Below are 25373 nucleotides of genomic sequence, written 5' to 3'. Positions count from 1 at the left end.
CATGGCACAGGCATCAAACACCCAGGCACCCGCGCTGAAGTTGGCCGCCACCCCGGGTCAGACCATCGGCCCGTTCTACGGCTATGCGCTGCCCTTCAACAAGGACAACGAACTGGTCAACCAGGCCCGCCCCGGCGCGGTGCGCCTGCACGGCACGGTCACCGACGGCGCCGGCACCCCCATCCCCGACGCGCTGCTGGAAATCTGGCAGGCCGACGAGGACGGCAACGTGGTCTCGAAGGACGGCTCGCTGGTTCGCGACGGCTACACCTTCACCGGCTGGGGCCGCACCGCGGTGGACAACGTCGGGCACTACACCTTCACGACCCTGAACCCCGGGGCCACCGAGGAGGGCAAGGCACCGTTCATCATGCTCACGGTCTTCGCCCGCGGCCTGCTCAACCGCCTGTTCACCCGCATCTACCTGCCGGAGGACACCGCGGCGCTGGCCAACGACCCGCTGCTGGCCTCGCTGGACGAGGCCGGGCGCAAGACGCTGGTCGCCACCCGCGAGGCCGACGGTTCGCTGCGCTTCGACATCTCGCTGCAGGGCGAGGGCGAAACCGTGTTCCTGTCCTACCCGCGCGAGTCGTAACACGCGCACACCTTTTGGCCCCCGCCTGCCGCAGAACTCGCCGTTCCGTCCCCGAACCGGGATGATGGAAAGTGCGTCTTCCGGCACCGCGGGGGCTTTGGGGTTCACCCCCCAGGGGTTCCCGGGCATTCCCGGAACCGCAGAAGCCACCCGGTCCCACCCCCTCCCAAGGAGATGCACCAGCGAATGTACCCGGTCGATTACGGATTGCTGACCCCCGCCTGGGCGGCAACACCAGTTGCCGAAGCCGCCTCGGATGCCGCCTTCGCCCAGGGCATGCTCGACATTGAAGCCGCCTGGGCCAGGGTCCAGGCCGAGGCCGGGCTCTGCAGCCAGGCGGACGCCGATGCCGTCACCGCCATCGCCAGGGTGGAGCTCTACGACCTGGGCGCACTGGCCGAGCGCGGGCCCGACGGCGCCAACGCGTTGATCCCGCTGCTGGGCATGATGCGCGAACAGCTCGCCCAGGCAGGCGCCCCGTCCACCGCGGCGCTGGCCCTGCACCGCGGCGCCACCAGCCAGGACATCATCGACAGCGCCCTGATGCTCCTCGCGTCCCGCTCCATCGCGGCCATGCGAACCGACCTGCTCGCCGCCGCCGCGGCGCTTTCGGAGCTCGCACTGAAGCACGCCGCCACCCTCTGCGCGGCCCGCTCACTGACCCAGCACGCCCTTCCCACCGTCTTCGGGCTGCGCGCCGCCAACTGGCTCGCCGCCCTCACCGCGGCCGGACGCCAGCTCGACGCCGCCGCCGCGTCCCTGCCGCTGCAATGGGGAGGCGCGGTCGGCACCCTGGCCTCGCTGCACCAGCGCCTGGGCTCGGCACTGCCGTACAAGTCCGAACACCGCCTGGCCCAACGCGCCCACGAGCTCACCGCTGCGCTGGCCGCCGAACTGTCCCTGGCCGCACCGATCGCACCGTGGCACACCATGCGCCAGCCGGTACTGGGGCTCGGGTCCGCGCTGGGCTCGGTCATCGCCGCCGCGGGCACCTTCGGCGCCGACGTGCTCACCGCCGCACGCCCGGAGTTCGGCGAGCTGAGCGAACCCCGCGAGGCGGGCAAGGGCGGTTCCTCGGCCATGCCGCAAAAGCAGAACCCGGTGCATTCGGTGCTGCTGCGCAACGCCGCGCTGTCCGCACCCGCCCACGTGGCCACGCTGTTCACCGCCGCCGGCACCGCGGTGGACGAACGCCCCGACGGCGGCTGGCACGCCGAATGGTCCGCCTTGCGCGAACTGCTGCGGCTGGCCGGTGGCGCCGCGCACCACGCCGCGACCCTGGCCTCCGGCCTGGGCGTGCACCCCGAGGCCATGGCCCGGAATATGGCCCTGTCCGGGGACCTGTTGGTCTCCGAACGGATCTCCACCGTCGTCGCGCCGCTGGTCGCCGGCGGCAAGGCAAAGGTGCAGGAACTGGTCCTCGAGTCCCTGCGCACCGGAACCCCGCTGCGCACCCTGCTCTCACAGGTCCTGCCCTCGGACATGGACAACCAGCTGTTCCTCGACGACTTGCTGGACCCGGCCGGCTACCTGGGCTCGGCCACCGACTTCATTGACCGTATCCGCGAAGACTTCAACGATTGGAAGAACGCATGAGCATTCCCGCACTGACCCCGACCCTGCTGCATCCGGCAGCCGACCTCCCCACCCTGGTGCTGGGCCCGTCGCTGGGCACCGGCTCGCTGGCCCTGTGGGGACCGGCCGTGCCGTACCTCAAGGAGCACTTCCAGCTGGTGGCCTGGGACCTGCCGGGCCACGGCGAGTCCGCTCCGTCCACCGAGGAATTCTCCATGGCCGAGCTGGCCTCCGGCGTGATCAAGATGCTCGAGGCGCTGGAAACCGAAGGCGTGATCGTCCCCGGGACCCCGCTGTTCTACGCGGGCGTTTCCGTGGGCGGGGCCATCGCCCTGCAGCTGGCCAACGACTTCCCCGGCACCTTTGCCGGGCTGTCGGTCATCTGCTCCGCTGCGAAGATCGGCACCCCGGAGGGCTGGAGGGATCGCGCCGAACTTGTGGCCAAGGCCGGCACCCCGGTGGTGCTCACCGGATCGGCCGAGCGCTGGTTCGCCCCGGGCTTCATCGAGGCCAACCCTGTCATCTCCACCGACCTCTTGCACAACCTGCAGGACGCGGACCGCTTCGCCTACGCCCACGTCTGCGGCGCCCTGGCCGGCTTCGACCTGCGCGAGGCACTGCCGGGCATGAAGGATCCGATCCTGGCCATCGCCGGCGCCCACGACGTGGTCTGCCCGCCGGCCGATGCGCAGTTCATCGCCGAGCACGCCCCGAACGCCCGGGCGGCCACCATCGACACCGTCGCGCACCTGGCCCCGGCCGAGGACCCGAAGGCCACCGCCGCCCTGTTGGTCGAGTTCTTTGCTTCCGTCACCCAGGAGAAAATCGCATGACCGAATCCACACGCCTGCCCGGCGACAGCTACGACGCCGGTCTGGAGGTCCGCAAGCAGGTCCTGGGCACCGAGCACGTCGCCCGGGCCACCGCGAACTCGACCAACTTCACCGACGAGTTCCAGGAAATGATCACCCGCTACGCCTGGGGCACCATCTGGACCCGAGACGGGCTGCCGCGCACCACGCGCAGTGCCATCACGCTGACCGCACTGATCGCCGGCGGCTACTGGGAAGAGCTGGAAATGCACGTGCACGCGGCCCTGCGCAACGGCATGACCGCCGACGAAATCAAGGAAGTCTTCCTGCAGTCGGCCATCTACTGCTCGGTGCCCGCGGCCAACACCGCGTTCAAGATCGGCAAGGCAGTGCTGGCCGAATACGAAGCGCAGGACGCCAAGTAGGTACCTGATTCAAGGCAAGACCCCGGGTCCCGACGATTCGGTTGAATTGTCCGGGGCCCGGCGTGTTTTCAGGCCGCGCCCGGGTCCTTGTCCGGGCGGGACGGACGCGTGGACGGCGTCTGGACGATCCCATCGGCGTGCTCACCGATCCAGGTGACCAGGGGAAGCAGCCGCTGGACCAATTCCTGGCCTAGGGCCGTGAGGCTGTAGTCGACGCGCGGCGGGATCACCGGCTGGGCGTCGCGATGGACGAATCCATCCCCTTCAAGGGTCTTCAGGGTCTGGGCCAGCATCTTCTCACTGATGCCCTCGGCGCGGCGGCGCAGCTCGCTCCAGCGTTGCGGGCCGCGCGCCAGCGCCACAAGAATGAGCACGCCCCATTTGCTGGTGACGTGGTCAAGGACCGTCCGGCTCGGACACCCCGCCTGCAAGACCATGACGGATGCGGGTAGTGCGGGTGGCTGGAGACTGGTGGTTGCCGACATGAAACCAACTTACCTTAAAGTGCGTACTCTCTTTTGGGAAGCAATTTCTCGGGTGCACGGTTGTGATGGAAGACAGCCAATATTTCCCGAAAGGAAACGCCATGACCATCCTCATCACCGGGGCCACCGGCAAGCTCGGCCGCCTCGTCGTCGAAGCACTCCTGGAGCGAGGTTTGCCTGCGGAACAGATCGTGGCAGGGGGCCGGAACCAGGCCAAGTTGGCAGAACTCGCCCGACTCGGCGTCCAGGTCCGCTCCATGGATTATTCAGACCCGGCTTCGCTGCGCGAGGCATTCACCGGAGTCGACAAGGCGCTGCTGGTTTCCGGCAGCGAGCCGGGCCCGCGCGTGGCCCAGCACCTCGACGTCATCGAGGCCGCGAAGGACGCCGGCGTGGCGCTGCTGGCCTACACCAGCATCCCCAACACCGACACCAACACCATGGCCCTGGCCGCCGACCACCAGGACACCGAGCGGGCCCTGCACAATTCCGGGGTCCCCCACGTGCTGTTGCGCAACGGCTGGTACCTGGAGAACTACACCGAGCAATTGGACGGCTACCTGAAGCACGGCACCGTCTTCGGCAGCGCGGGCGAAGGCCGGCTCAACGGCGCCACCCGGGCTGACCTGGCACAGGCCGCCGCCGCCGTCCTGCTGGCTGACGACCAGGCGGGAATGGTCTACGAACTGGGCGGAGAAGAATCCTTCAGCCTCGAGGACCTGGCCCGCGAGGTCAGCGCGGCCACGGGCCAGGCGGTGACCTACCAGGACCTGCCGGAGGAGGACTTCTCCCACCTGCTCGTGGGTGCAGGCGTTCCCGGAGACTTTGCGAGGATCCTGGCCGACAGCGACCGCGGCATCGCCCGCGGCGAGCTGCTCGTCGAAGGCAATGCCCTGGCCACGCTGCTTGGCCGCCCCGCCACGACGCTGGGTGAAGCCGTTCGGGCCTCCGCCGGTGCATTGGCCACCCAGCGGGCCTGACCGGACAGGGGCACCAGGAGGCGGGGCGACAGGTCTACCCGTCTCAAGTACGCTCCAAATATGCCAACCCCGTTGCCTTCCCGAAAGAAGCCCCGCCCACCCGGGCGGGGCATGACCCGGGAAGGAACATCACATGGCCCATTCGCCTCACCGCCGAAATCGGGGGTGCGCGCTGTGCAAGCCGCACCAGTGGCGCGGGCAGGGCAAAGCCCGCAAGTCACCCTGGCGCGTCAACCGCACCATCGGACGCAAACGGCGCTGGGAACGCCGGACCATGGATGGCTGACGCCCCTTGTCCGATTCCGAACGGCCGGCACGGCCTCCTCCGGGGATTCCCTGCAGGCCGTTCGTCCGGGCGGATGGCACCCGGGAAGCCTATTCGGCAACGCGTGACCATGTACCGTCCCCGGAATTCGCATCCGCACACACCCACGCCGTTTCTTCGCCCCGAAGCGCCACCTCGTCGCTGAACCAATGGGTCTCATCCGGGTTCCACCCGGCGATCACGCTCGCCCGTTCCGCGCCGACTTCAATGGCTTCGCCGGCCAGCCCCAGATACGCAGCGACCGTCAGGTGCACGCCGTCGTAGCCGCGGGCCAGCTGCGAGAAATCGGGCATGACCCATGCCCCGACCCGCCCGGTGGTGCGGTACCAGTCGTGGCGCTTCTGCGCCGTGACCTCCATCGGATGGTCGTGGCACAGCTGCGCCCAGTCGGCGGCCTGCGTGATTTCGAAGATGCGCACCGCTTCCGGCACCTCCACCCGACGGGTCTTGGCCCGCTCCCACCCGAAACCGTCCTCCACGCACCACAGCCCAACCGGGGATCCGTCCTCGAATGTACCGGTGGAATGCAGCAGCTTTGCCGGCGGCATCGACCACCACTCACCTCCGTAGTTGGCCGCGGGGTCGGCCGGACGTTCGATTCCCGCGCGCCGCTCCTCTTGCTCCAACGCCTGATGCCAAGCGTCCAGCACCGTTGCCGCAGGTTCGCCGCTCGGTGCCCACCAATCCGGCGCGTCTTCCTGCTCCCATTGGACTCGCCACTGTTCTCCGGTCGTGGCCGTACGCATCCACCAGACGGCCGACCCGGATGCGGCAAGGTGTCCGGCGACCCGCACCAGTTCTTTGCGCACCGGCGCCGAGGCCGCGATCACGTCGGCCCCCTCGGGTGGCTGCCAGTAGCGGGCGGTATCGACGCTCCGGGCCAGGACCGTGCGCAGCAAAGCCGCGGTGACGGGCACCAGCCCGGTGGCGGCGAGCAGCTCGGCCACGTCTTCGGCGGTGACGATGATTTTCCGGCCCTCCTCGGCGCCGGGCCCGAACAACGACACCGCTTCGCCTCGTGCGAAGTCCTCTCGGTAGGAGGCGTAGAAAAGCCCTCCGTGCAGCGGATGCTCGGCTTGGCCCGTGAGCAGGATCGCCTCGGATTCCAGCGCGAACTCCAGCAGCAGCCGCCGGCCCCGCCGACCTCCCAGCAACGCCTCAACCAATTCCATGACCGTTTTCTCTCAAAGGTATGGCCAGCCGTCACATGGCTGCTTGGCTTCCACCGTACCCGGCGTGCCGGGTCCTAGACTGGGGTCATGCGCATAGCCGTCCTCGATGATTACCAAGACGTTGCCCGTTCCCTGGCGGACTGGGATTCACTGCCCGGGCAGACCGTTTTCTTCACTGCGTTCCTGGGACACGAGGATGACGCCGTCACCGCTGCTCTGCGGGACTTCGAGGTGGTGGTGGCCATGCGCGAGCGCACGCCGTTCACCGCCGCGCGCCTGGCCGAGTTGCCAAACCTCAGGCTGCTGGTCACCACCGGCATGCGCAACGCCTCCATCGACCTGGATGCGGCGCGGGAGTTGGGCATCACGGTGTGCGGCACCGCCGGCAGCGCGACCGCCGCGGTGGAACACACCTGGGCGCTGATCCTGGCTGCCGCCCGCCGGCTGGATGTGGAGCTGTTCTCGACCGACCGGCCGCGTGCCGCCGGCCAGCCCTGGCAGCAGACCCTGGGCACCGGGCTGTCCGGCAAGACACTAGGGGTCTACGGCCTGGGCAAGCTGGGCAGCCAGGTCGCACGCATCGGGCAGGCCTTCAGGATGCACGTGATCGCCCACAGCCAGAACCTCACGGCGGAACGCGCCGCGGAGGTCGGGGCCGAGCAGGTGTCCAAGGAGGGGCTCTTTTCCCGCAGCGACGTGCTCACCATCCACCTGAAGCTCTCCGAGCGCACCACCGGTGCGGTGGGAGAGGAAGAACTTGCGTTGATGCAGCCCGGCTCGATCCTGGTCAACACCTCGCGCAGCGCCATCGTGGATACGGACGCCCTGGTTTTCGCCCTGGACACGGGAGCCCCGTCGCTGGCGGCCATGGACGTGTTCGACGTCGAGCCGCTTCCGGAGGGCCACCGGTTGCTGCGCACGCCCGGGGTGATTGCCACCCCGCACCTCGGCTACGTGACCGAGGACCAGTTCAGGATCTTCTACACGGGAGCAGCACAGGACATCGCCGCCTGGGCCGGCGGGTCTGCGGTCAACGTGCTCGGCTGAGACCGAAAAAGAGCCCGGGCTTCACCCCGGGTGTGGACCACTCAACGAGCTCGGGTTCATCCTCGCTTTTGGGTCAGATCCTCGTCAACAGCAGGCTCTCGGCTCACGCACGCCGCCGCGGCCCCACCCCTCAAAGCAGGATGAGGGGAAATCGAGCTTTCCTTTTGAGGCGACGTATCCGGCCGCGCCGAGGGTTTTGTGAGTCGACCCGTCCTTCCTCGTTGACAGCTATTGATACACCAGATAGTGTCCGATGGTATGACGTACCTCACTCTACCTGCATCCCGCCGCCGTGCGCGTGGCCATGCTTCTAGGGTCGAGGCTTCAGCCGTCCTCCGCAATCTGACGAAGTCCTTTCCCTCGTTCCCTACGGTGGGATATGCAAATGACTCGTGGTCGCCAGCAGCAATCGGCTGGTGGGGTGGCGAACCGTAAACGGTTGCCCCCTGAAGCAGGAACCGGGTCTGTCCAGGCGGCTGATCCAGCCGATATTGGATCCTCACGTAGTTCGAACCATTCCTGCTGTTTACTTCCCCGCATCCCTTGAATTGCGGGGTGCCACCCATGCCGACATCTCGGCGTCAGGTATTGGGCATGCGTTTTTCGCTACGGCGATTTAGCTTACGTTAAACCCTTCCTAACTTTCCTGCACCAACTGGGCTCATTTTGCTGTGCACTCGAGGCTCCGCTGCTTCTAGCAATGCTTCGATTCGAGGCCCCAGAGAGGACCCCATTTCGATGACGTTCAAACCCAGTAAACCCGAACAAGAGCAGAGCAGTTCACGCCGGAATCAAACCTTGCTCGACAACGAGCGCGCAAATCAGCGGAAGGGACCCGGACGTCTGAATCGCAGACTTCTTGCTTATCCACACAACAGGCACCCTGTCCTGGTTCCGGGCATCGCCATTGATGAGCAACGTCGGCGCTATAAGGTAGACAAGCTCGTTTTCGCGATTGCCGGTTCGTTGACGACGGCGTTCGTTGTCTGGGGCATTTGGTCCCCTACGAGTGTCGCTTCCGTAGCCGAGACGGCTTTTAACTGGTCCACCAATAACCTCGGCTGGATGTTCAACACCGTAGCCATCGTTGTGCTCATCGCATTGGTCGGCATGGCTTTATCTCCCTACGGGAAGATTCCGCTCGGCAAGGACCACGAGAAACCCGAATTCAGCACCTTCTCCTGGACAGCAATGCTTTTTGCTGCCGGTCTTGGTGTGGCGGTACTTTTCTGGGGTCCTGCAGAACCTCTCACGTATTTCATCTCTCCGCCGCCGTTGACCAGCCAGCCGGAGTCCGTCGAGGCTATGCATCGAGCCTTTGCACAGACCTACTACCATTGGGGCTTCCACGCGTGGGCGGTCTACGCGCTTGTGGGCGGGGCAGTGGCTTACGCCGCATACCGCCGTGGTCGCACCCTGCTCATCTCCTCGATTTTTCGGGCTCTCTTCGGACAGCGGCTCACAGAAGGCATCGCTGGCAAGCTGGTGGATGTCTTCGCCATCGTTGCCACACTCTTCGGCACCGCTGCCGCCCTTGGCATCGCTGCAATGCAGATCGGTACCGGGGTGAGCATTGTGTCCGGGACCGGTGAGGCCACGAACACGACACTCGTCGTAATTATCGCCATCCTCACGATTGGTTTTGTAGTTTCGGCCGTGTCGGGCGTTTCGCGCGGCATCCGGTATCTGTCCAGCATCAACATCCTGTTAACGATTGCTTTGATGTTGATCGTCCTTTTCTTGGGTCCCACGTTGTTTCTCATGAACCTGTTGCCCTCGGCGATCATGGAGTATCTCGGCTCCATGTTCGAACTAATGGGCAGGTCCCTCTCATGGGGTTCCGAGACGCAAGAATTCCAGTCGATATGGACGGTGTATTACTGGGCGTGGTGGATCTCGTGGTCGCCGTTCGTCGGCATCTTCATCGCTCGAATTTCGCGTGGCCGAAGTATCAGGCAATTCGTTCTCGGCACCATTCTGATTCCTTCGTCCTTGATCTTCGTTGCCTATGGAATCATGGGCGGCACATCGATTTGGATGTACCGCCAGGACCTGCCGGGGTTCTCTGCGGACATGGCTGCGCCCGAGGTGCTCTTCGCACTGATAGAAAACTTGCCGTACGTTGAATGGCTACCGTATGTCGTACTGGTGGTGCTCGCGATCTTCTTCATCACGGCCGCTGACTCAGCTTCGGTCGTGATGGGCATGCTCACCACGCAGGGCGATCAAAATCCTCGCCGCGGGGTGATCGTCTTTTGGGGACTCGTGATGAGTGGAATCGCTATCGTCATGTTGCTACTCGGCGACGCGATGGCGCTTACCGGACTGCAACAACTCGTTATCATTACGGCGGTCCCGTTCTCTCTGATACTGATCCTGATCTTGATCGCGTGGTTCCGGGAACTTCGCACCGATCCCATGGCGCTGCGTATCCGGTATACCCAAAGTGCGTTGAATAATGCGGTAACCGACGGTGTCGAACGTTTCGGTGACGACTTCGCCCTCAAAGTTGGCAAAGCGAAGAACGGAAGTGGCGCCGGCGCCGAGGTGGATTCATTACACGAGGCCTATACCCAGTGGTATCAGCGCACCAACGAGGACGGCGAACCGGTCGGATACAACTTCGAAACCGGAGAATGGGCTGACGGATACGACCCGGAGTCTGTCGAAAGTCCATCGACCAAGAGTGACCAGGTCTTTGAAGATCCTAGTGAACCGACTATTGAGCCGCCCCCTGCCCCGCTAGAGGAGCAAGAACCTCAACACTTGCGATCATGACCCCCAAGGGGTTCCCGCACCGGCCCGTGCGGGGAGAGCTCCAAGCCCCTCAGAGGGTGGAAATATCGACGAGCGGCGTATCTGCTGCAACTCCTGTGCGGGCTATCACCAGAAGTACATTCGCTGGCGAATGCACACTTCACCATGCGGCCTCTGATGCGGATGGCCGTTACCACTCAGGCCGCCAGGCCTATGCCAGATAGTGCCGTGTGGCTGCGAGGGAAGCGGACGACTCGGTCCGTAACCTCGCCGGCAACCCTGCACTGCAATTTCCCACTCAACCTAATCGAAAGGACCCATCATGACTCAGAAACGACCTAACATCGTGGTCATCCAAGCCGACCAGATGGCGGCCCAAGCGCTGGGTGCATACGGTGACAAGGCCGCTAAGACCCCGAACATCGACGCATTGGCCGAAAATGGCGCGGTGTTTGAACGGGCCTACTGCAATACCCCGTTGTGCGCGCCGTCTCGCGCATCGATGATGGAAGGCAGGCTACCTTCCGAAAGCGAATGCTACGACAACGGTGATGACTTTGCCGCTTCTTCGCCAACTTTTGCGCATCGCCTGAGAGCAGTCGGTTACCACACCGCTTTGATCGGCCGAATGCACTTCATCGGCCCCGATCAGCAGCACGGGTTTGAAGAACGGCTGACGACCGATGTCTATCCTGCGGGCCTTGACATGGTGCCAGACTGGACCCTGCCGCTGGACCGCCGTCTGCAGTGGTACCACGATGCCGATGCTGTATTCAACGCCGGGGTTTCGAAGGCGACGGTGCAGCAGGATTTTGACGAAGAAGTCGGGTTCCGTGCGCTGCGTCACCTGAACGACCGGGTGCGTGCAAATCAAGCCGCTGGTGAGGACCTGCCCTTCCTCATGGTGGCCTCATTCATCCACCCGCACGATCCGTACGAACCACCGCGCGAGCACTGGGACCGTTTCGAGGGTGAGATGATCCCCGATCCCAAATACCCAGCAATACCGCCGGCTGCCCAGGATCCGCACACCCATCGGCTACGAGCAATGAGTGGGTTCGATAAGCGTGATCCAAGCATCGACCAAGTTCGCCGGGCCCGCCGAGCGTACTACGCGGCGGTCAGCTACATTGATGACCACATCGGTCGGATCCACGAGCGGCTCAAGCAGCTGGGCCTGGCCGACAACACCGTGATCCTGGTGACCAGCGACCATGGGGACATGCTCGGGGAAAAGGGGCTGTGGTTCAAGATGTCACCCTACGAGCAATCGTCCCGGGTCCCCCTGATCATGCATGGCGCGGAGAACCTAGTGCCCAAGGGGCGATTCGCGAATCCAGTGTGCCTTCTTGATTTAATGCCGACGCTGGTCGAATTGGCCGGGGCACCAGAGGCAAAGGCCACAGGCATCTCTCTTCTGGAATCCATCCGCCGTGAGCTCTCGGGCACTGTCGCTCCCGAAGACCGAGACATCATGATTGAATATCTGGCCGAGGGCACGTATCGACCTCAGATCACAGTGGTTCGCGGTCGGTTCAAATTCGTTGTTTGCCCCGGCGATCCGGATCAGTTGTTCGATTTGGATGAGGACCCGGACGAATTGCAGAACCGGGCCATGGATCACGCTTACGCGGATGTGGTCGCAGAGCTGCACCAAACCCTTGCAGCCCAATACGACCTTGCCGCGCTGGAATCCGGGGTCTTGGCCAGCCAGTCCAGACGGCAGCTGGTGGCCGAGGCTCTCCAGCAGGGGCGGGCACAGCACTGGGACTTCGAACCCCGGCCCGAGCAACGGTACGTCCGCGGTGACTTCTGGAACGCTCTTGGATATGGCACGATTTCCGATCTGTCCGTTTGACCCGGCGACGGCGCAGATTCGGTGTCATTCACCCGCGCTAGGGAGTGGATGGCGAAACCCGGACATGTGCAGGCCGTAGATCACAGTGTCAGACGCTCGCGCAGGCACGTTCCTGCAGCGCGTACTGGACCTTCCGAAATTACCCTTTACACCCATAAGCCCAGTCGATTCCAAGGACCCAAAGTTTCGATGACAGGCAGAGTCAGCCTTCTACACATCGCACAAGCGATTTCAACATGGAAAGAGGTCACATGAGCCTTCCGCAGAATACCAATCAACTACTACACAGCGGTTCCAGCCTGTTTATCGACGGCCGCTTCCGGTCCGCCGATACGGGCCGGACCCGGGAGATCACCTGCCCGGGCACCGGCGAGCACGTCGCCACCGTCTCCGAGGGAACCGGCGCCGACTCCGAACGCGCCATCGCCGCGGCCCGCGCCTCCTTCGACTCCGGGGTGTGGACCTCGGTCCCGGCCCCCCAGCGCGGGGACTTCCTGCTGAGGGTCGCCGCCCGGCTGCTGGAGCGCCAGGAGGAGTTCGCCCGCGCCGAGGCACTGGACACCGGCAAGCGCATGTACGAGGCACGCCTGGACATCCAGGACATCGCCGACAGCTTCAGCTACTTCGGCAAGCTCTCCGGCCAGGAACCGGGTCGGGTCGTCGACGCCGGGGACGCCAACGTGGTCTCGCGGATCGTCTACGAACCGGTCGGCGTGGTCTCCATGATCACCCCGTGGAACTACCCGCTGCTGCAGGCCGCCTGGAAGATCGCCCCGGCCCTGGCCGCCGGCTGCTCCTTCATCCTCAAGCCCGCCGAGCTGACCCCCTCCACSGCCATCYTGATGATGGACGTGCTGCAGGAACTGGGACTGCCGGCCGGGGTGGCGAAYCTGGTSACCGGSGCSGGGTCCGCGGTCGGCCCGGCCCTGTCCGCGCACCGCGACGTGGACATGGTCTCCTTCACCGGGGGACTGGCCACCGGGCGGGTCATCGCCGCCGCGGCGGCGGGCACCGTGAAAAAGGTCGCCTTGGAACTGGGCGGCAAGAACCCCAACGTGATCTTCGCCGATGCCGACTTCGACGCCGCGGTGGACAATGCCCTGAACGGCGCCTTCGTGCACTCCGGGCAGGTCTGTTCCGCCGGGGCCCGGCTGGTGGTGGAGGAATCCATCGCCGAGGCCTTTGTCGACGAGCTGGTCCGCCGCGCCCGGCTGATCCGCCTGGGTGGGCCCTTCGACGAGAACGCCGAGACCGGCCCGCTGATCTCCGCCGCGCACCTGGCCAAGGTCGACGCGTACGTCCAGGCCGGCATCGCCGAGGGCGCACGCCTGCGCTGCGGCGGCCGGAAAGCCACCAACCAGGACGGCAAGGACCTGGAATCCGGGCACTTCTACCTGCCCACGATCCTGGACCGGGTCACCGGGACCATGTCGGTGGCCCGGGAGGAGGCCTTCGGCCCGACGCTGACGGTGGAAACCTTCCGCACCGAGGCCCAGGCCGTGGCCATCGGCAACGACACCGACTACGGGCTGGCCGGGGCCGTRTGGACCCGGGACGCCGGGCGGGCCCAGCGCGTGGCCGGGGCGCTGCGCCACGGCACCGTGTGGATCAACGACTTCCACCCSTACCTGCCGCAGGCCGAATGGGGCGGCTTCGGGCAATCCGGGGTGGGCCGCGAGCTGGGYCCCACGGGCCTGGCCGAGTACCAGGAAGCCAAGCACATCTACCAGAACCTCGACCCGCAGGTCACCGGCTGGTTCGAGGACCAGGCACAGGCACAGGACAAGGACAGCTAGGGATGGAGAACCTGAACGTGGGCAYCGAGAACGCACCAACCCCGGACACCGCATTCGACTACATCATCGTGGGCGGCGGCTCCGCCGGAGCCGCGGTCGCGGCCCGGCTCTCCGAGGACCCGTCCGTCACGGTCGCGCTGATCGAGGCCGGCCCCGATGACCGGGGCATCACCGAGGTGCTGCAGCTGGACCGCTGGATGGAACTGCTCGAATCCGGCTACGACTGGGACTACCCGATCGAGGAGCAGGAGAACGGGAACTCGTTCATGCGCCACTCCCGGGCCAAGGTCATGGGCGGGTGTTCGAGCCACAACTCCTGCATCGCGTTCTGGGCCCCGGCCCAGGACCTGGACGCCTGGGAGACCGAGCACGGGGCGACCGGCTGGAACGCCGAGATGGSCTTCCGGCTCTACAAGCAGCTGGAAACCAACGAGAACGCCGGCCCGGATGCCCCGCACCACGGGGATGCCGGCCCGGTGAGGCTGATGAACGTGCCGCCGAACGACCCCTGCGGTGTCGCGGTGCTCGATGCCTGCGAACAGGCCGGGATCCCGCGGGCCAGGTTCAACAACAATCAGACGGTGCTCAACGGGGCGAATTTCTTCCAGATCAACAGGTTGGAAGACGGAACCAGGTCCTCCTCCTCGGTTTCCTACATCCACCCGATCGCGCAGCGGAAGAACTTCACGCTGCTCACCGGGCTGCAGGCCAGCAAGCTGCGCTTCAACGAGGCCAAAGCTTGCATCGGCGTCGATGTGGTCGAGGGTGCCTTCGGGCGCACCATCCACTACTCGGCCCGCCGCGAGGTCGTCGTCTCGGCCGGTGCGATCGACACCCCCAAGCTGCTGATGCTCTCGGGCATCGGCCCGGCCGGCCACCTGGCCGAGCACGGCATCGAGGTGCTGGCAGACTCCCCGGGCGTGGGCTCGAACCTGCAGGACCACCCCGAGGGCGTGATCCAGTGGGAAGCCAAGCAGCCTATGGTCGAAGATTCCACCCAGTGGTGGGAGATCGGGATCTTCACCCACACCGTGGCGGGGCTGGACCGCCCGGATCTGATGATGCACTACGGGTCGGTGCCCTTTGACATGCACACCCTGCGCCAGGGCTACCCGACCTCGGAGAATGCCTTCTGCCTGACCCCCAACGTGACCCGGGCCAAGTCCCGCGGCACGGTGCGGTTGCGCAGCCGCGATTTCCGCGACAAGCCGCGGGTCGACCCGCGCTACTTCACCGATGCGCAGGGCCACGACATGAAGGTGATGGTCGCCGGGATCCGCAAGGCCCGGGAGATCGTCGCCCAGCCGGCCATGGCCGCATGGGCAGGGACGGAGCTGTATCCGGGGGTGGAGGTGCAGTCCGACGAGCAGATCGCCGACTACATCACCCGCACCCACAACACCGTGTACCACCCGGCCGGGTCGGTGCGCATGGGCGCGGAAACCGACCAGATGTCCCCGCTGGATCCGCAGCTGCGGGTCAAGGGCGTGACGGGGCTGCGCGTGGCCGATGCGTCGGTGATGCCGGCACTGGTGACGGTGAACCCGAACATCACGGTGATGATGATCGGCGAACGCTGCGCCGAACTGATCCGCGAATCCCGGTAGTCTGCGTTCGCTGGTAGTCCGCCCGACCACCAGCGAACGCAGCGCCACGCACCGCTTTGGAATTCCGTGAGGATAGTTTCGTGTGAAACGTATTCTGCTTGGGATCTTGCCTTCCGGTAAGCGGTGCAACAACGCAACTTCCCAGACAACCCGACGTCGGCAGACGTGCCCCCCTCTGCATGGACAATCTGAAAAGGACCCCACACCTATGCACGCTTCCAAGGAAACACAAGCAAAGAGTTGCTGTTCCCCAATACGCCTTGGAACAACAGTTAAGGCTTTTGATCCACATATTCCTTCGGCGGAGCGTGATTCGTCAGAGAATCTGCATGTCGATGTCCAGGTCAATGGAGGTCACTTCAAAATGGGTGATGCCTTCAACGAGGGATATGAGGCTGACGGTGAAGTTCCTGTCCATGAGATTTCGCTGGATCACTACCGGATCGATGCAACCACGGTAACGAACAAAATGTTCGCTGTGTTCGTAAACGACACCGGGTATCGAACCGAGGCTCAAATTTATGGCACGTCCGCGGTGTTCCACCTCCTGGCTACTGCAACGCGAAATGAAATAGTCGGCCCTATCGCGGGATCTCCGTGGTGGTTGAACGTTCGCGGCGCCCAGTGGATGAATCCCACCGGCTCGGGATCCACTTGGGAGGAAATACCTGATCATCCAGTGGTTCATGTCTCCCACAACGATGCTCTTGCCTACTGCCAATGGTCGAAGCGACGCCTCCCCACCGAAGCCGAATGGGAATACGCGGCCCGCGGAGGACTGGACCAAAAACGCTATGCATGGGGCAATGACCTAGAACCGCACGGGCAACATCTCTGCAACATCTGGCAAGGAACCTTTCCAACGGTGGATTCCGCTAACGATGGTCATAGGGGCACGGCACCGGTTCGGTCTTTTGCCCCCAATGGATACGGGCTTTACGAGGTTGCAGGGAACGTATGGGAATGGTGCGCCGACTGGTTTCTGCCCAAGTACTATCTGAACTCACCGCGACATGATCCAAAGGGGCCCACTGTCGGGGCCGGACGCGTCATGCGCGGGGGGTCGTACCTATGCCACGAATCATATTGCAACCGGTATCGCGTCGCTGCCCGTACTTCMAATACGCCTGATTCCTCCAGCGGAAACTGCGGCTTTAGGACTGTTGCGCTGTCATAAATATGCAGTGCTGGGGAGCGTTCCACGGTTTTGGGCTGTTAGAAATCCCGTACGGTGGTCTCACACGATCCGATGCTGCTCGAAATTGTCTTCGATCTCTTAACTGTGCGACGCATTGGATTTATCGTCCCGTCCAATCATGCGCCTGCTCGAGTAGTTCGGCCTTCGAGCCATTCGGTCTCGGTACCATCGGATCACCTGAAGTTTTCGCTTTCTAGCGCACTTATGATTTGGGCTTTGATTTTAGTCGCATCCCACACACGCACTTCCAGAACCCTGATTCACATATTGTGCGCGGATGCCTTCTTCCGCAAAACCGTGTTTAACACCCGTTCGGCTTGGTTCTGCCCTTCTCGCCGCTCCATGCTTCCTTTGGAGGATTTGGCCGCTTGTTTTGCGGTGACGCAGGCAAAGTATGCAGCCGAAACGAATCTTCTTGCCAGCAGAACACGGCCTGCTCCCCAAGATCAGGGTGCCCCTGATTCTTCTTGGTGAGCGGGACCTCAGGATGTTGGCGGCCATAGCGGGCTTCGTTGTGGATGGCATTTGTTGAACTCTGGAAGATTTCGGCGTCGGCGGTTTCCGGCTATCCATCACATGCTAAGTGTCCTTCGGTGAGCAGCTTCCACCCCGCGCGTTGGCCGCTTGAGCGACGCTAAGACCAGCATTTCCTATGCTGGATCAGAGACGTTCTGGTTCAACTCGACGCACAAACTACCTAGACATGATCAGTGCTCCAGCCGTTCGATTCCCAGCAGCGCGTCCTCGACGTCGACCGTCCGGCGACGCAGCGCATCTGCCACTGCGGCGACCGCGGGCTGGCGCAGCGAGTCGGGACGCAGCACCATCCAGTAGGGCAGGCGTTCGGCGAAGTCCACGGGCAGGAGCCGCACCAAATCCGGGTGGGGGTCGGCCATGAAGCAGGGCAGGAAGCCGATTCCGGCTCCGGCGCGCGTGGCCTCGACCTGGACGAACACATTGGTGGAGCTCAGCGCATCCGGCATCCCGGGAACCAGCCGCCGCGGGGCATCCAGGTCGTCGACCTGCAGCATCGAATCGACGAAGTACACCAGCCCGTGCGCGCTCAGTTCCTTCACGCCGGCGGGCGTGCCGAATTCATCCAGGTAGCGGCGCGAGGCGTACATTCCCAGTGTATAGTCGCCGAGCCGGATCGCCTCTGCCCGGTGCACCTGGGGCTCGCCGACCACCACCTCAAGGTCCAACCCGGAGCGGTGTTGCAGCGCCCGGCGGGTCACGTTGACGATCTCCACGCTGAGGTTCGGGTGTTTCCGGCGCAGTTGCGCCACCGCCGGCGCGATGATGAATGCGCTGAAGCCATCCGTGGCGGAGATGCGCACGACCCCGGTGATCCGGCCCGTTTCCACCTCGCCTTCGTGGATGGTGGCCACCGCGGTTTCCACGTCCTCGGCTGCCCGCACGGCCTTCCGGCCCAGGTCGGTCAGTTCCCAGCCGCCCACGGTGCGGGCCAGCGTTCGGCCGCCGAGGCCCTTCTCCAATGCGGCGATCCGCCGCGAGACGGTGGTGTGGTTCAGGCCCAGGGTCTCGGCGGCCGTCGTGAACCGTCCGGTGCGCGCCACCGCGAGCAGGATCAGCAGGTCGTCGGGATTCGGGGCCGCGGATCCGGGAGTCTTCAGGTTCATATCTGCAATTGTGCACCCCATCACTGCGCAACTGGTCATTGATGCACACTAGCGCTCGTGTCCATACTGGGTGGAGCTTCCCTGTGTGGCAGCACACAGTCCCCCTCTCAAGGCCGGTGTCAACGCCGACACCTGCATGGCATAAGGAGTGCAAAGATGAGCACCAGCAAGCTGACCGACGTCCCGAAGACGGCAACGTCCGGGCTGAAAAAGGTGGTGGCCGCCTCGATGGTGGGCACGGTGGTGGAATGGTATGAATTCTTCCTCTACGCCACCGCCGCCTCGCTGGTCTTCGGAAAGTTCTTCTTCCCCAATGCCGACACGGAACTGGACGGCATCATCGCAGCCTTCCTGACCTATGCGGTGGGCTTCATCGCCCGCCCGCTGGGCGGCATCGTCTTCGGCCAGATCGGCGACAAGCTCGGCCGCAAGCACACGCTGCAGGTCACCATCGTCATGGTCGGCGTGGCAACGTTCCTGATGGGCTGCCTGCCCGGCTTCAGCTCCATTGGCTACTGGGCCCCGGCACTGCTGGTGATCCTGCGCTTCGTCCAGGGCTTCGCCGTGGGCGGCGAGTGGGGCGGAGCCGTCCTGCTGGTGGCCGAGCACAGCCCCAACAAATCCCGCGGCTTCTGGTCCAGCTGGCCGCAGGCCGCCGTTCCGGTGGGCAACCTGCTGGCCACCCTGGTGCTGCTGGGCATGAGCTGGATCCTGCCCGCCGACCAGTTCCTGTCCTGGGGCTGGCGGGTGGCCTTCTGGGTCTCCGCGTTCATCGTCATCATCGGCTACTACATCCGCACCCACGTGTCCGAGGCACCGATCTTCCTCGAGGCCCGCGCCCAGGCGGAGGCCGACAAGGCCGCCAGCTACGGCGTGCTGGAGGTCGTACGCAAGTACCCCAAGGGCATCTTCGGTGCCATGGGCCTGCGCTTTGCCGAGAACATCCTCTACTACATCATCGTGTCCTTCACGATCGTCTACCTGAAGACCGTGCACGCCTACGACACCAGCCAGCTGCTGCTGGCCCTGCTGGTCGCCCACGTCATCCACTTCCTGGTGATCCCGCAGGTCGGACGGCTCTCCGACGCCTTCGGCCGCAAGCCGGTCTACCTGGCCGGAGCGGTGCTCGGGGCAAGCTGGGCGTTCTTCGCCTTCCCGATGTTCGACACCCGCAACCCGGTCATCATCATCGTTGCGGTCACCATCGGCCTGTGCTTCCACGCGCTGATGTACGCGGGACAGCCGGCCATCATGGCCGAAATGTTCCCCACCCGCATGCGCTACTCCGGGGTTTCGCTGGGTTACCAAGTGACCTCGATCGTGGCCGGTTCCATGGCGCCGATCATCGCGACCGCGTTGCTGCAGGACTTCGGCTCGTGGCTGCCGGTGGCCATCTACGTGGCGGTCGCCTGTGCCATCACTGCCGTCGCGGTCATCACGCTGAAGGAAACCCGCGGGGCCTCGCTGCAGGACATCGACGACGCCGACGCCCGCAAGCACGGGCTGAACACGGCCCGGGTCGGCCGCTGAGCCGGCAAACGCCCGCACATTGCACCAATACGCTCTACACAAGGGAAAATTCATGACCCATCAGGAATCCGAACGGATGACCCCGCAAGCCCTCCAACCGGCTCTTCACCCCTTGGCCGGCCGGCGGGCGCTGGTCACCGGAGGGGCCAGCGGGATCGGCCTGGCCGTGGTGCGCACGCTGGCCGCCCGCGGCGCCCACGTCGTCGTCGCCGATCGGGACGCGGCCGGTGCCCGGGCGGCGGCCAACGAGGTCGGCGGCTCCAGCTGGGTGGTCGACCTGCTCGATCCGTCGGCCGTCACCGACGATCGTCTGGCCGAGGCGCTCGACGGGGTGGACATCCTGGTCAACAATGCCGGGATCCAGCACATCAGCCCGATCCAGGACTTCGATCCGGCCACGTTCCGCCGAATCATGACCCTGATGCTGGAGGTCCCGTTCCTGCTCATCCGTGCGGCGTTGCCGCAGATGTACGCGCAGGGGTTCGGGCGGATCGTCAACGTCTCCTCGGTGCACGGGTTGCGCGCCTCGGCGTTCAAGTCCGCCTATGTCACCGCCAAGCACGGGCTCGAGGGGCTGTCCAAGGTCACCGCGCTGGAGGGCGGCGGGCACGGGGTGACCAGCAATTGCGTCAACCCCGGATACGTGCGGACTCCGCTGGTGGAAAAGCAGTTGGCCGACCAGGCCCGGGTCCACGGAATCCCCGAGGCCGAGGTCCTGGCGAAGATCATGCTGACCGAAAGCGCCATCAAGCGCCTGGTCGAGCCGGAGGAAGTCGCCTCGCTGGTGGCCTGGCTGGCTGGCGACGAAGCGGCCATGGTGACCGGCGCCAGCCACGCGATGGACGGCGGCTGGTCGGCCAGCTAACGATTGCCTGTCGCGCCGCAACACCGAAACCATCCCCGGGCGAGCCCATCAAGCGCTCTCCCGGGGATGGTTTCGTCGCGGGCGGGCGGAATTCAAGACAGCTGCCGTGTCATGGCGCGCATGCGCACCGGCAGTCTCCTCCCCCACGACAATTCATCCAGGGTGGGCTCGAGCAAGCGTAAGCTGGCGGCCGTATCTGACCCCCAAACGATCCAGCTCCTGTAATGAAGCCACGCCCGCAGCCAGCCTTGATGACTGCCAAAAGGTTGCCTGCACCCTTGCCGGCGGGGAGCCCCAACCAGGTTTTGGCATAAAGTTCATGTTCGGATGAAGGGTGGCCTGCGCTGCGGTCAGGCGCTTTTTGCCAAGTCCACGATCCACTGCTGCGTTTTCACGCCGCGTTTCTTGTCGTAGGCCATGCGGATGCGTGCGGCACTAGCTCGTTGGGAGTCACTGATCGGGTCTGCCTTGCCCTCTTCGATCAACTTCATCAGGGTATCTCTGCGTTCAATCAACTCTCGAATGGTTGAACCCGATGGCAGCCGGCGCGAAAAATCAAAACCACCAGATTTTTCATATTTGGACTTCATGGGGATCACCTTTCCTTCTACTGCTGATTCGATTGTCCAATGATTCAGTCCGCGAGTCCACCATCAGCCTCACTCAGTGGCACAAAGTAGCTGCTGATGACCGCATCAATAATCTGTGCCTCGGTCTCCGTCGCATCTTGAAGAAGCACCTCAAGAACCCGCATTCCCGTATCACGGGATGCATCTTCCTTGGTGGCTGCCAAGTTCAACGCCCATTCGGCCCGGTACCACCATTCCTGCCGCCGCGCTCCCCTGCTGGATGCACTGGCCGACTGCCTGGCGGCACCAAAAGCGATGACGGCAGCCACCACTGCCGCCATCCCTCCCACGGCAGGACTCACCCAGAAGGACCGCCAGAATGGGTCGTCCAGAACGAACGGAGGCAAGAGCCGCCCAATGACCCCACCAACCACAACGCCACTGGATCCAACGGTGAGATACAACCAATTTCTTCGCCACCAGAACATGGCCCGCATTCCCTTCTTGCTGCACACCCGGGGCTGCCAGTATGTGCGGGAAGAACGTCAGCCTGTGGCAGGTTCGCTCCTGGTTGTGGATAGCCCCGTCAGGGGATGAAGCAGGTGACGAAGGCGAAGGCATCGGCTTCGAACGTCGAGCCATCCGGGCCACTCAGCCGTGGGGCAGGCCAATCCGGCCAAAAAGCGACAGCCGGATCTTACGCGCCTCGCCCATGTGCCGGCGCATGGAGTCCTGCGCCGCGGCGCCGTCGCGGTCATGGGCAAAAGCGTTCCGGGGCCGCAGTTCTTCCCCACCATCGTCTGCGTGCTGCTCTTCCTCATGGCGGGAATCCACACGATCAAGATCCTGCGCACCCGGCGGTTCCCGCAAGCCGACAGTGAGGGGCACAACCCGGATTTCTCCAGGGACATGCTCGGCGACCTGGGCGACACCGAGGGCATGTCGATCTACGGCACCGCTTCCACGCCGACGTCGGCCGGAAAGCGCAGCGATCATGCTGGCCGCCTTCCAGCAGTACGGCATGCAGCCGGGCCCACTCCTGTTCGAACGCAGCGGCCCGATGGTCTGGACCCTGCTCGCCTCGCTGTTCATCGGCCTGGTGATCCTGCTGGTCCTGAACATGCAGTTCGCGGTGCTCTGGGCCAAGCTCCTGTTGATCCCCCGGCACTACCTCTACGCGGACATCACGGCGCTCTCGGTACTCGGCGTGTACGCGATCAGCTCCTCGATCATGAACCTGTGGATCCTGCTGGCCATCGGGCTGCTGGGCTTCTTGATGCGCCGCTACAAGTTCCCGCTGGCGCCGGTGCTGATCGCCGTGATCCTCGGCCCGCTGGCCGAAACCGAATTGTGCCGCGCGCTGACGGTCGCGGAAGTCGACCTGTCGATCCTGGTCAGCAGCCCCATCACGATGGTGCTGTACGGGTTGCCGGTAATCGCCCTGGCGGTCACCGGCATCCAGCACCTGCGCCACAGCAAGGCCGCCCGAGGTCAGGCGCCGAAATTGGATAACGACAGGATCGGTGTCTAGACCGCTCCGCCCACCACGCCCGTCGGGGCCTTAAGCGAGAGCCCTGCACGGCCCAGCCGTGTCGGACTTTCTCCTGCGCTTGCGACTGCTGATGCCAAGACTTCTCCCCGCGCGATCGCGGCGTCGGGGGTGGTGCAGCGGGCCCCCGCTACCTAGACCCTCCGGGGAGCCTTGGCCAGGTTCGCCTCCAGCTCTGCCACGTTCTGCCGCACCACGTAGGCGGGGCGGTCGCGCTCCACGCGCCAGCTTTCGGCCAGCGGGCCGATGTTGACGGTGTCGAAGCCGAACTCGTCGTACAACCCGGCCACCAGCGCCGCGGCGTCGTCGTGGTCGCTGGCCGTGGCCAGGGCGCGGCGATTCCCGGTACCGGCCGGGGAGCCGGTGGTGGTGATGTCCGCCGCGAGGATGTGATTGAAGCCCTTGGCGACCTTCGAGTCCTTCAGGTGTTCCTGGACCAGTCCCGAGGTGGTGGTCTCGCCCCGGTCCAGCGCGTCGATGTGGCCGTCGCGCTCCCAGCAGTAGTTGACCGTGTCGATCACGACCTTGCCCGCCAGTGCTTCGGCGGGAAGCGCCTGGTGGTTTTTCAGCGGGATGGTGACGACGGCGAAGTCGGCCGCCGCCCCCGCCTGTGCCGCGGTGGCCGCGCGTGCGCGCGACCCCAGTTCGGCCACCAGTTCCGTGAGGGTCTCCGGCCCCCGCGAGTTGCCGATGACCACGTCGTATCCCAGCTGCACGGCCTTGCGTGCGATCTGCGATCCAATGTGTCCTGCTCCGATGATTCCGATGGTAGTCATGCAGGGTTCAACGGGGCGAAGGCCGCGCCCATTCCATTCTTACGGCATGTTAAGCGCCCGGGCGGCTCTGGTCGGGCGCGGGGTGCACGGGGCAGAATTGACTCCATGTCCACCACCGCGCAAGACACCCAGTGGGAAACCCATCCGGTCACGCCTGACCGTTTCGAGGACTTCGCCGCCATCGTCAATCCGACCGGGCGCGACAAGCATTGCTGGTGCCTCTCGCACCGCCTGCGGGCCAAGGAGATCGAGGAGCTCGGCGGCGGCAACCGCGAAACCGCCATGCGCAAACTTTGCGAGCGGGAGAATCCGCCAGGGGTGATCGCCTACCGCAACGGCGAGCCCGTCGGGTGGTGCAGCATCGGCCCGCGCGCCGAGATCCCGCTGCTGGCGGCCTCCAAGCTCATCCGGCCCGTGGATGGGGTTCCGGTGTGGAGCATCATCTGCGTGGTGGTGCGCAGCGGTCACCGCAGGCAGGGCGTCACCAAGCACCTGCTCGAGGGGGCCATCGCCTACGCGGCCTCCCGCGGGGCGCCGGCCGTCGAGGCCCACCCGGTGGATCCGGACGGAAGGATGGACACCACGATGGCGTTCGTCGGAACGCGGGCGATGTTCGAGCGGGCCGGCTTCCGCGTCATCGGCACCACCGATGCGGTGGCCAGCAGGATGCCGCGGCTGGTCATGCGCCGCGACCTCTGAGGCTGCTTCCGGGCCCGGGCAACGCTTAGGTCAGCGACCACGAGCGTTTGCATCCCCGACAGCGCCACGGCCTGCGGCGAAAGCCGCCCCGGCCCTTCCCGCTCCGCACCTTCATGAGCGGTAACGCCCCGAAGGGAAGCGGTTCTCCCTAGCCGCGCCTACCTTTTAGGCCCGGCTTGCGACGGCGCTGATGCGGTAAGCCGTCAAGCCTCCGTCTACGCGGACATCGGTCCCATTGACCCACCGTGATTGCTCCGAGAGGAGGAACGCAATGACTTCGGCAATGTCCTCCGGTTCGCCGAAACGTCCGAGCAGCGCCGCGGCACCCTCAACCTTGGCTGCGCCGTGGTCCGCCTTGAAATCGTTAAGAATGGGGGTCTGGACGGGCCCGGGACTGACGGAGTTCACGCGGACGCCCGCGGACAAGTTCTCGGCCGCMAGTTCACCGGAGAGCAGCATGACGCATTGCTTCGAGAAGAGGTAGGATTCCCCGTCGGCTTCCATGGCCCCGGCAACAGCTTCCAGGGCCTTTTCTCGGTTCGGTTCCATTGCGAACACGGCCAACTCCTGTGCATTGGCGCGCCACTCCCACGCCACCGACGACGCCAGGTTCACGACACTGGAGCCGCGCTCCATCCGGGTGACGAGTGCCCTGGTGAGATCGCGCACGGCAAACACGTTGATCTCCAATACCGTACGCCAGGGAGCCGTGCCGGGAACGCCCGCGATATTGGCCAGTCCTCCGATTCCCTCGGGCGCCAGGCGGCCCACTTCCGAGGCGATCGCTTCGACCCCCTCGAAGGTGCTCAGGTCACCTTGGATGAATGGCCCTTCGAAGGCTTCCGGGACGTTTCTGTCCACGCCGATGAGTGATGCCCCCAGTCGGCGCAGGTGGGCCGCGGTGGCAGCACCAATGCCGGATGCTGCTCCGGTGATGACGATGGGCTTGCTGGCAAAATTCATGTGGGCGTCCTCGGCGTGTTCGGTGCGGGCAGCGCAGCCCGGTTCAATTCAAGAATGGCGTCTTCCTCGCCACCTCAAGTGTGACGCCAGCAGACCCCATCCCCGTCCCAAATTTTCAACCAATGGAAATGTGGACGAGACTTCGGCATC

Annotated in this window: 22 protein-coding genes and 1 pseudogene; 15 read left to right on the top strand and 8 right to left on the bottom strand. The window is 64.8% G+C overall.

What is annotated here, in order from left to right:
• Nucleotide 1 precedes the first annotated feature (1 nt).
• The 4 genes from pcaG to pcaC all read left to right on the top strand — a co-directional run bounded on the left by pcaG (nt 2) and on the right by pcaC (nt 3407).
• Nucleotides 2-595: a protocatechuate 3,4-dioxygenase subunit alpha gene (pcaG, locus tag BLJ79_RS06015; protein ID WP_071213789.1), complete on the top strand. Its 594-nt coding sequence runs from the start codon at nt 2-4 to the stop codon at nt 593-595.
• 186 nt (nt 596-781) lie between these two features.
• On the top strand, nt 782-2191 hold the full coding sequence (locus BLJ79_RS06010) for a lyase family protein (protein ID WP_071213788.1): 1410 nt from the start codon (nt 782-784) through the stop codon (nt 2189-2191).
• The gene (locus tag BLJ79_RS06005; protein ID WP_071213787.1) at nt 2188-3003 is read left to right on the top strand and encodes an alpha/beta fold hydrolase; all 816 of its coding nucleotides are present in this window, start codon (nt 2188-2190) and stop codon (nt 3001-3003) included. The genes BLJ79_RS06010 and BLJ79_RS06005 overlap by 4 nt, the downstream gene beginning before the upstream one ends.
• Nucleotides 3000-3407, top strand: a complete 408-nt coding sequence (gene pcaC, locus BLJ79_RS06000) for a 4-carboxymuconolactone decarboxylase (protein WP_071213786.1) — start codon at nt 3000-3002, stop codon at nt 3405-3407. Before BLJ79_RS06005 ends, pcaC begins: the two co-directional genes overlap by 4 nt.
• Nucleotides 3408-3475: 68 nt before the next feature.
• On the opposite strand, the gene BLJ79_RS05995 is transcribed toward pcaC, so the two are convergent.
• Nucleotides 3476-3892: a winged helix-turn-helix transcriptional regulator gene (locus tag BLJ79_RS05995; protein WP_071213785.1), complete on the bottom strand. Its 417-nt coding sequence runs from the start codon at nt 3890-3892 to the stop codon at nt 3476-3478.
• 101 nt (nt 3893-3993) lie between these two features.
• Between BLJ79_RS05995 and BLJ79_RS05990 the strand changes: the two genes are divergently transcribed.
• Nucleotides 3994-4872 carry an SDR family oxidoreductase gene (locus tag BLJ79_RS05990; protein WP_071213784.1) on the top strand — a complete coding sequence of 293 codons (879 nt, stop codon included), beginning with the start codon at nt 3994-3996 and terminating at the stop codon, nt 4870-4872.
• 375 nt (nt 4873-5247) lie between these two features.
• Here BLJ79_RS05990 and BLJ79_RS05985 read toward each other — a convergent pair whose 3' ends face one another.
• Nucleotides 5248-6369, bottom strand: coding sequence for a hypothetical protein (locus tag BLJ79_RS05985; RefSeq protein WP_139194747.1), 1122 nt, complete (start codon nt 6367-6369; stop codon nt 5248-5250).
• Between the two features lie 87 nt (nt 6370-6456).
• Here BLJ79_RS05985 and BLJ79_RS05980 point away from each other — a divergent pair, with 87 nt between their 5' ends.
• From BLJ79_RS05980 to BLJ79_RS22285, 6 genes are all read left to right on the top strand, one after another.
• Entirely contained in the window at nt 6457-7416 is a 960-nt protein-coding gene (locus tag BLJ79_RS05980) for a D-2-hydroxyacid dehydrogenase family protein (protein ID WP_071213783.1), read from the top strand.
• 738 nt (nt 7417-8154) lie between these two features.
• Complete coding sequence (locus BLJ79_RS05975) at nt 8155-10194, top strand: BCCT family transporter (RefSeq protein WP_071213782.1); 2040 nt, start codon at nt 8155-8157, stop codon at nt 10192-10194.
• Between the two features lie 301 nt (nt 10195-10495).
• Nucleotides 10496-12031, top strand: coding sequence for a choline-sulfatase (betC, locus tag BLJ79_RS05970; RefSeq protein ID WP_071213781.1), 1536 nt, complete (start codon nt 10496-10498; stop codon nt 12029-12031).
• A 251-nt stretch (nt 12032-12282) separates the two neighbouring features.
• Nucleotides 12283-13827, top strand: a complete 1545-nt coding sequence (locus tag BLJ79_RS05965; protein ID WP_071213780.1) for an aldehyde dehydrogenase family protein — start codon at nt 12283-12285, stop codon at nt 13825-13827.
• A 2-nt stretch (nt 13828-13829) separates the two neighbouring features.
• Entirely contained in the window at nt 13830-15434 is a 1605-nt protein-coding gene (locus BLJ79_RS05960) for a GMC family oxidoreductase (protein WP_071213779.1), read from the top strand.
• Between the two features lie 208 nt (nt 15435-15642).
• Complete coding sequence (locus BLJ79_RS22285; protein ID WP_083411032.1) at nt 15643-16611, top strand: formylglycine-generating enzyme family protein; 969 nt, start codon at nt 15643-15645, stop codon at nt 16609-16611.
• Nucleotides 16612-17339: 728 nt separating this feature from the next.
• On the opposite strand, the gene BLJ79_RS05955 is transcribed toward BLJ79_RS22285, so the two are convergent.
• A complete protein-coding gene (locus BLJ79_RS05955) occupies nt 17340-18272 on the bottom strand; it encodes a LysR family transcriptional regulator (RefSeq protein WP_286135277.1) in 933 nt (310 codons plus the stop codon).
• Between the two features lie 156 nt (nt 18273-18428).
• On the opposite strand from BLJ79_RS05955, the gene BLJ79_RS05950 reads away from it, so the two are divergent.
• Together BLJ79_RS05950 and BLJ79_RS05945 are read left to right on the top strand one after the other, a co-directional pair.
• The gene (locus BLJ79_RS05950; RefSeq protein ID WP_071213777.1) at nt 18429-19802 is read left to right on the top strand and encodes an MFS transporter; all 1374 of its coding nucleotides are present in this window, start codon (nt 18429-18431) and stop codon (nt 19800-19802) included.
• 52 nt (nt 19803-19854) lie between these two features.
• Nucleotides 19855-20667, top strand: coding sequence for a 3-hydroxybutyrate dehydrogenase (locus BLJ79_RS05945; protein WP_286135276.1), 813 nt, complete (start codon nt 19855-19857; stop codon nt 20665-20667).
• A gap of 350 nt (nt 20668-21017) precedes the next feature.
• Here the strand turns inward: BLJ79_RS05945 and BLJ79_RS22790 are convergent, their stop codons facing one another.
• The 3 genes from BLJ79_RS22790 to BLJ79_RS23905 form a co-directional block, all read right to left on the bottom strand.
• On the bottom strand, nt 21018-21257 hold the full coding sequence (locus tag BLJ79_RS22790) for a hypothetical protein (protein WP_139194746.1): 240 nt from the start codon (nt 21255-21257) through the stop codon (nt 21018-21020).
• 44 nt (nt 21258-21301) lie between these two features.
• On the bottom strand, nt 21302-21565 hold the full coding sequence (locus BLJ79_RS22785) for a hypothetical protein (RefSeq protein WP_139194745.1): 264 nt from the start codon (nt 21563-21565) through the stop codon (nt 21302-21304).
• A 322-nt stretch (nt 21566-21887) separates the two neighbouring features.
• Entirely contained in the window at nt 21888-22232 is a 345-nt protein-coding gene (locus BLJ79_RS23905) for a hypothetical protein (RefSeq protein ID WP_139194744.1), read from the bottom strand.
• Between BLJ79_RS23905 and BLJ79_RS23680 the strand changes: the two genes are divergently transcribed.
• Entirely contained in the window at nt 22231-22767 is a 537-nt protein-coding gene (locus tag BLJ79_RS23680; protein WP_071213774.1) for a tripartite tricarboxylate transporter permease, read from the top strand. The two genes, BLJ79_RS23905 and BLJ79_RS23680, sit on opposite strands and share 2 nt — an antisense overlap.
• Before the next feature lie 152 nt (nt 22768-22919).
• Here the strand turns inward: BLJ79_RS23680 and BLJ79_RS05925 are convergent.
• A pseudogene (locus BLJ79_RS05925) lies at nt 22920-23570 on the bottom strand (NADPH-dependent F420 reductase); the annotation flags it as partial.
• A 96-nt stretch (nt 23571-23666) separates the two neighbouring features.
• Between BLJ79_RS05925 and BLJ79_RS05920 the strand changes: the two are divergent.
• Entirely contained in the window at nt 23667-24260 is a 594-nt protein-coding gene (locus BLJ79_RS05920; protein ID WP_071213772.1) for a GNAT family N-acetyltransferase, read from the top strand.
• A gap of 165 nt (nt 24261-24425) precedes the next feature.
• Here BLJ79_RS05920 and BLJ79_RS05915 read toward each other — a convergent pair whose 3' ends face one another.
• Entirely contained in the window at nt 24426-25223 is a 798-nt protein-coding gene (locus BLJ79_RS05915; protein WP_071213771.1) for an SDR family oxidoreductase, read from the bottom strand.
• Nucleotides 25224-25373 lie beyond the last annotated feature (150 nt).

The sequence above is a fragment of the Arthrobacter sp. UCD-GKA genome (genome assembly GCF_001863355.1).
Lineage (GTDB): Bacteria > Actinomycetota > Actinomycetes > Actinomycetales > Micrococcaceae > Paeniglutamicibacter.
The sequence above is the reverse complement of the archived record's forward strand: the minus strand, read 5'-3'. Positions and strand labels throughout refer to the sequence as shown.

Bases quoted from the DNA above. Each gene is read 5' to 3' on its own strand.
- pcaG (WP_071213789.1), top strand. From the start codon at position 2: ATGGCACAGGCATCAAACACCCAGGCACCCGCGCTGAAGTTGGCCGCC.
- BLJ79_RS06010 (WP_071213788.1), top strand. From the start codon at position 782: ATGTACCCGGTCGATTACGGATTGCTGACCCCCGCCTGGGCGGCAACA.
- BLJ79_RS06005 (WP_071213787.1), top strand. From the start codon at position 2,188: ATGAGCATTCCCGCACTGACCCCGACCCTGCTGCATCCGGCAGCCGAC.
- pcaC (WP_071213786.1), top strand. From the start codon at position 3,000: ATGACCGAATCCACACGCCTGCCCGGCGACAGCTACGACGCCGGTCTG.
- BLJ79_RS05995 (WP_071213785.1), bottom strand. From the start codon at position 3,892: ATGTCGGCAACCACCAGTCTCCAGCCACCCGCACTACCCGCATCCGTC.
- BLJ79_RS05990 (WP_071213784.1), top strand. From the start codon at position 3,994: ATGACCATCCTCATCACCGGGGCCACCGGCAAGCTCGGCCGCCTCGTC.
- BLJ79_RS05985 (WP_139194747.1), bottom strand. From the start codon at position 6,369: ATGGAATTGGTTGAGGCGTTGCTGGGAGGTCGGCGGGGCCGGCGGCTG.
- BLJ79_RS05980 (WP_071213783.1), top strand. From the start codon at position 6,457: ATGCGCATAGCCGTCCTCGATGATTACCAAGACGTTGCCCGTTCCCTG.
- BLJ79_RS05975 (WP_071213782.1), top strand. From the start codon at position 8,155: ATGACGTTCAAACCCAGTAAACCCGAACAAGAGCAGAGCAGTTCACGC.
- betC (WP_071213781.1), top strand. From the start codon at position 10,496: ATGACTCAGAAACGACCTAACATCGTGGTCATCCAAGCCGACCAGATG.
- BLJ79_RS05955 (WP_286135277.1), bottom strand. From the start codon at position 18,272: ATGAACCTGAAGACTCCCGGATCCGCGGCCCCGAATCCCGACGACCTG.
- BLJ79_RS05950 (WP_071213777.1), top strand. From the start codon at position 18,429: ATGAGCACCAGCAAGCTGACCGACGTCCCGAAGACGGCAACGTCCGGG.
- BLJ79_RS05945 (WP_286135276.1), top strand. From the start codon at position 19,855: ATGACCCATCAGGAATCCGAACGGATGACCCCGCAAGCCCTCCAACCG.
- BLJ79_RS22790 (WP_139194746.1), bottom strand. From the start codon at position 21,257: ATGAAGTCCAAATATGAAAAATCTGGTGGTTTTGATTTTTCGCGCCGG.
- BLJ79_RS23680 (WP_071213774.1), top strand. From the start codon at position 22,231: ATGCTGGCCGCCTTCCAGCAGTACGGCATGCAGCCGGGCCCACTCCTG.
- BLJ79_RS23905 (WP_139194744.1), bottom strand. From the start codon at position 22,232: ATGATCGCTGCGCTTTCCGGCCGACGTCGGCGTGGAAGCGGTGCCGTA.
- BLJ79_RS05920 (WP_071213772.1), top strand. From the start codon at position 23,667: ATGTCCACCACCGCGCAAGACACCCAGTGGGAAACCCATCCGGTCACG.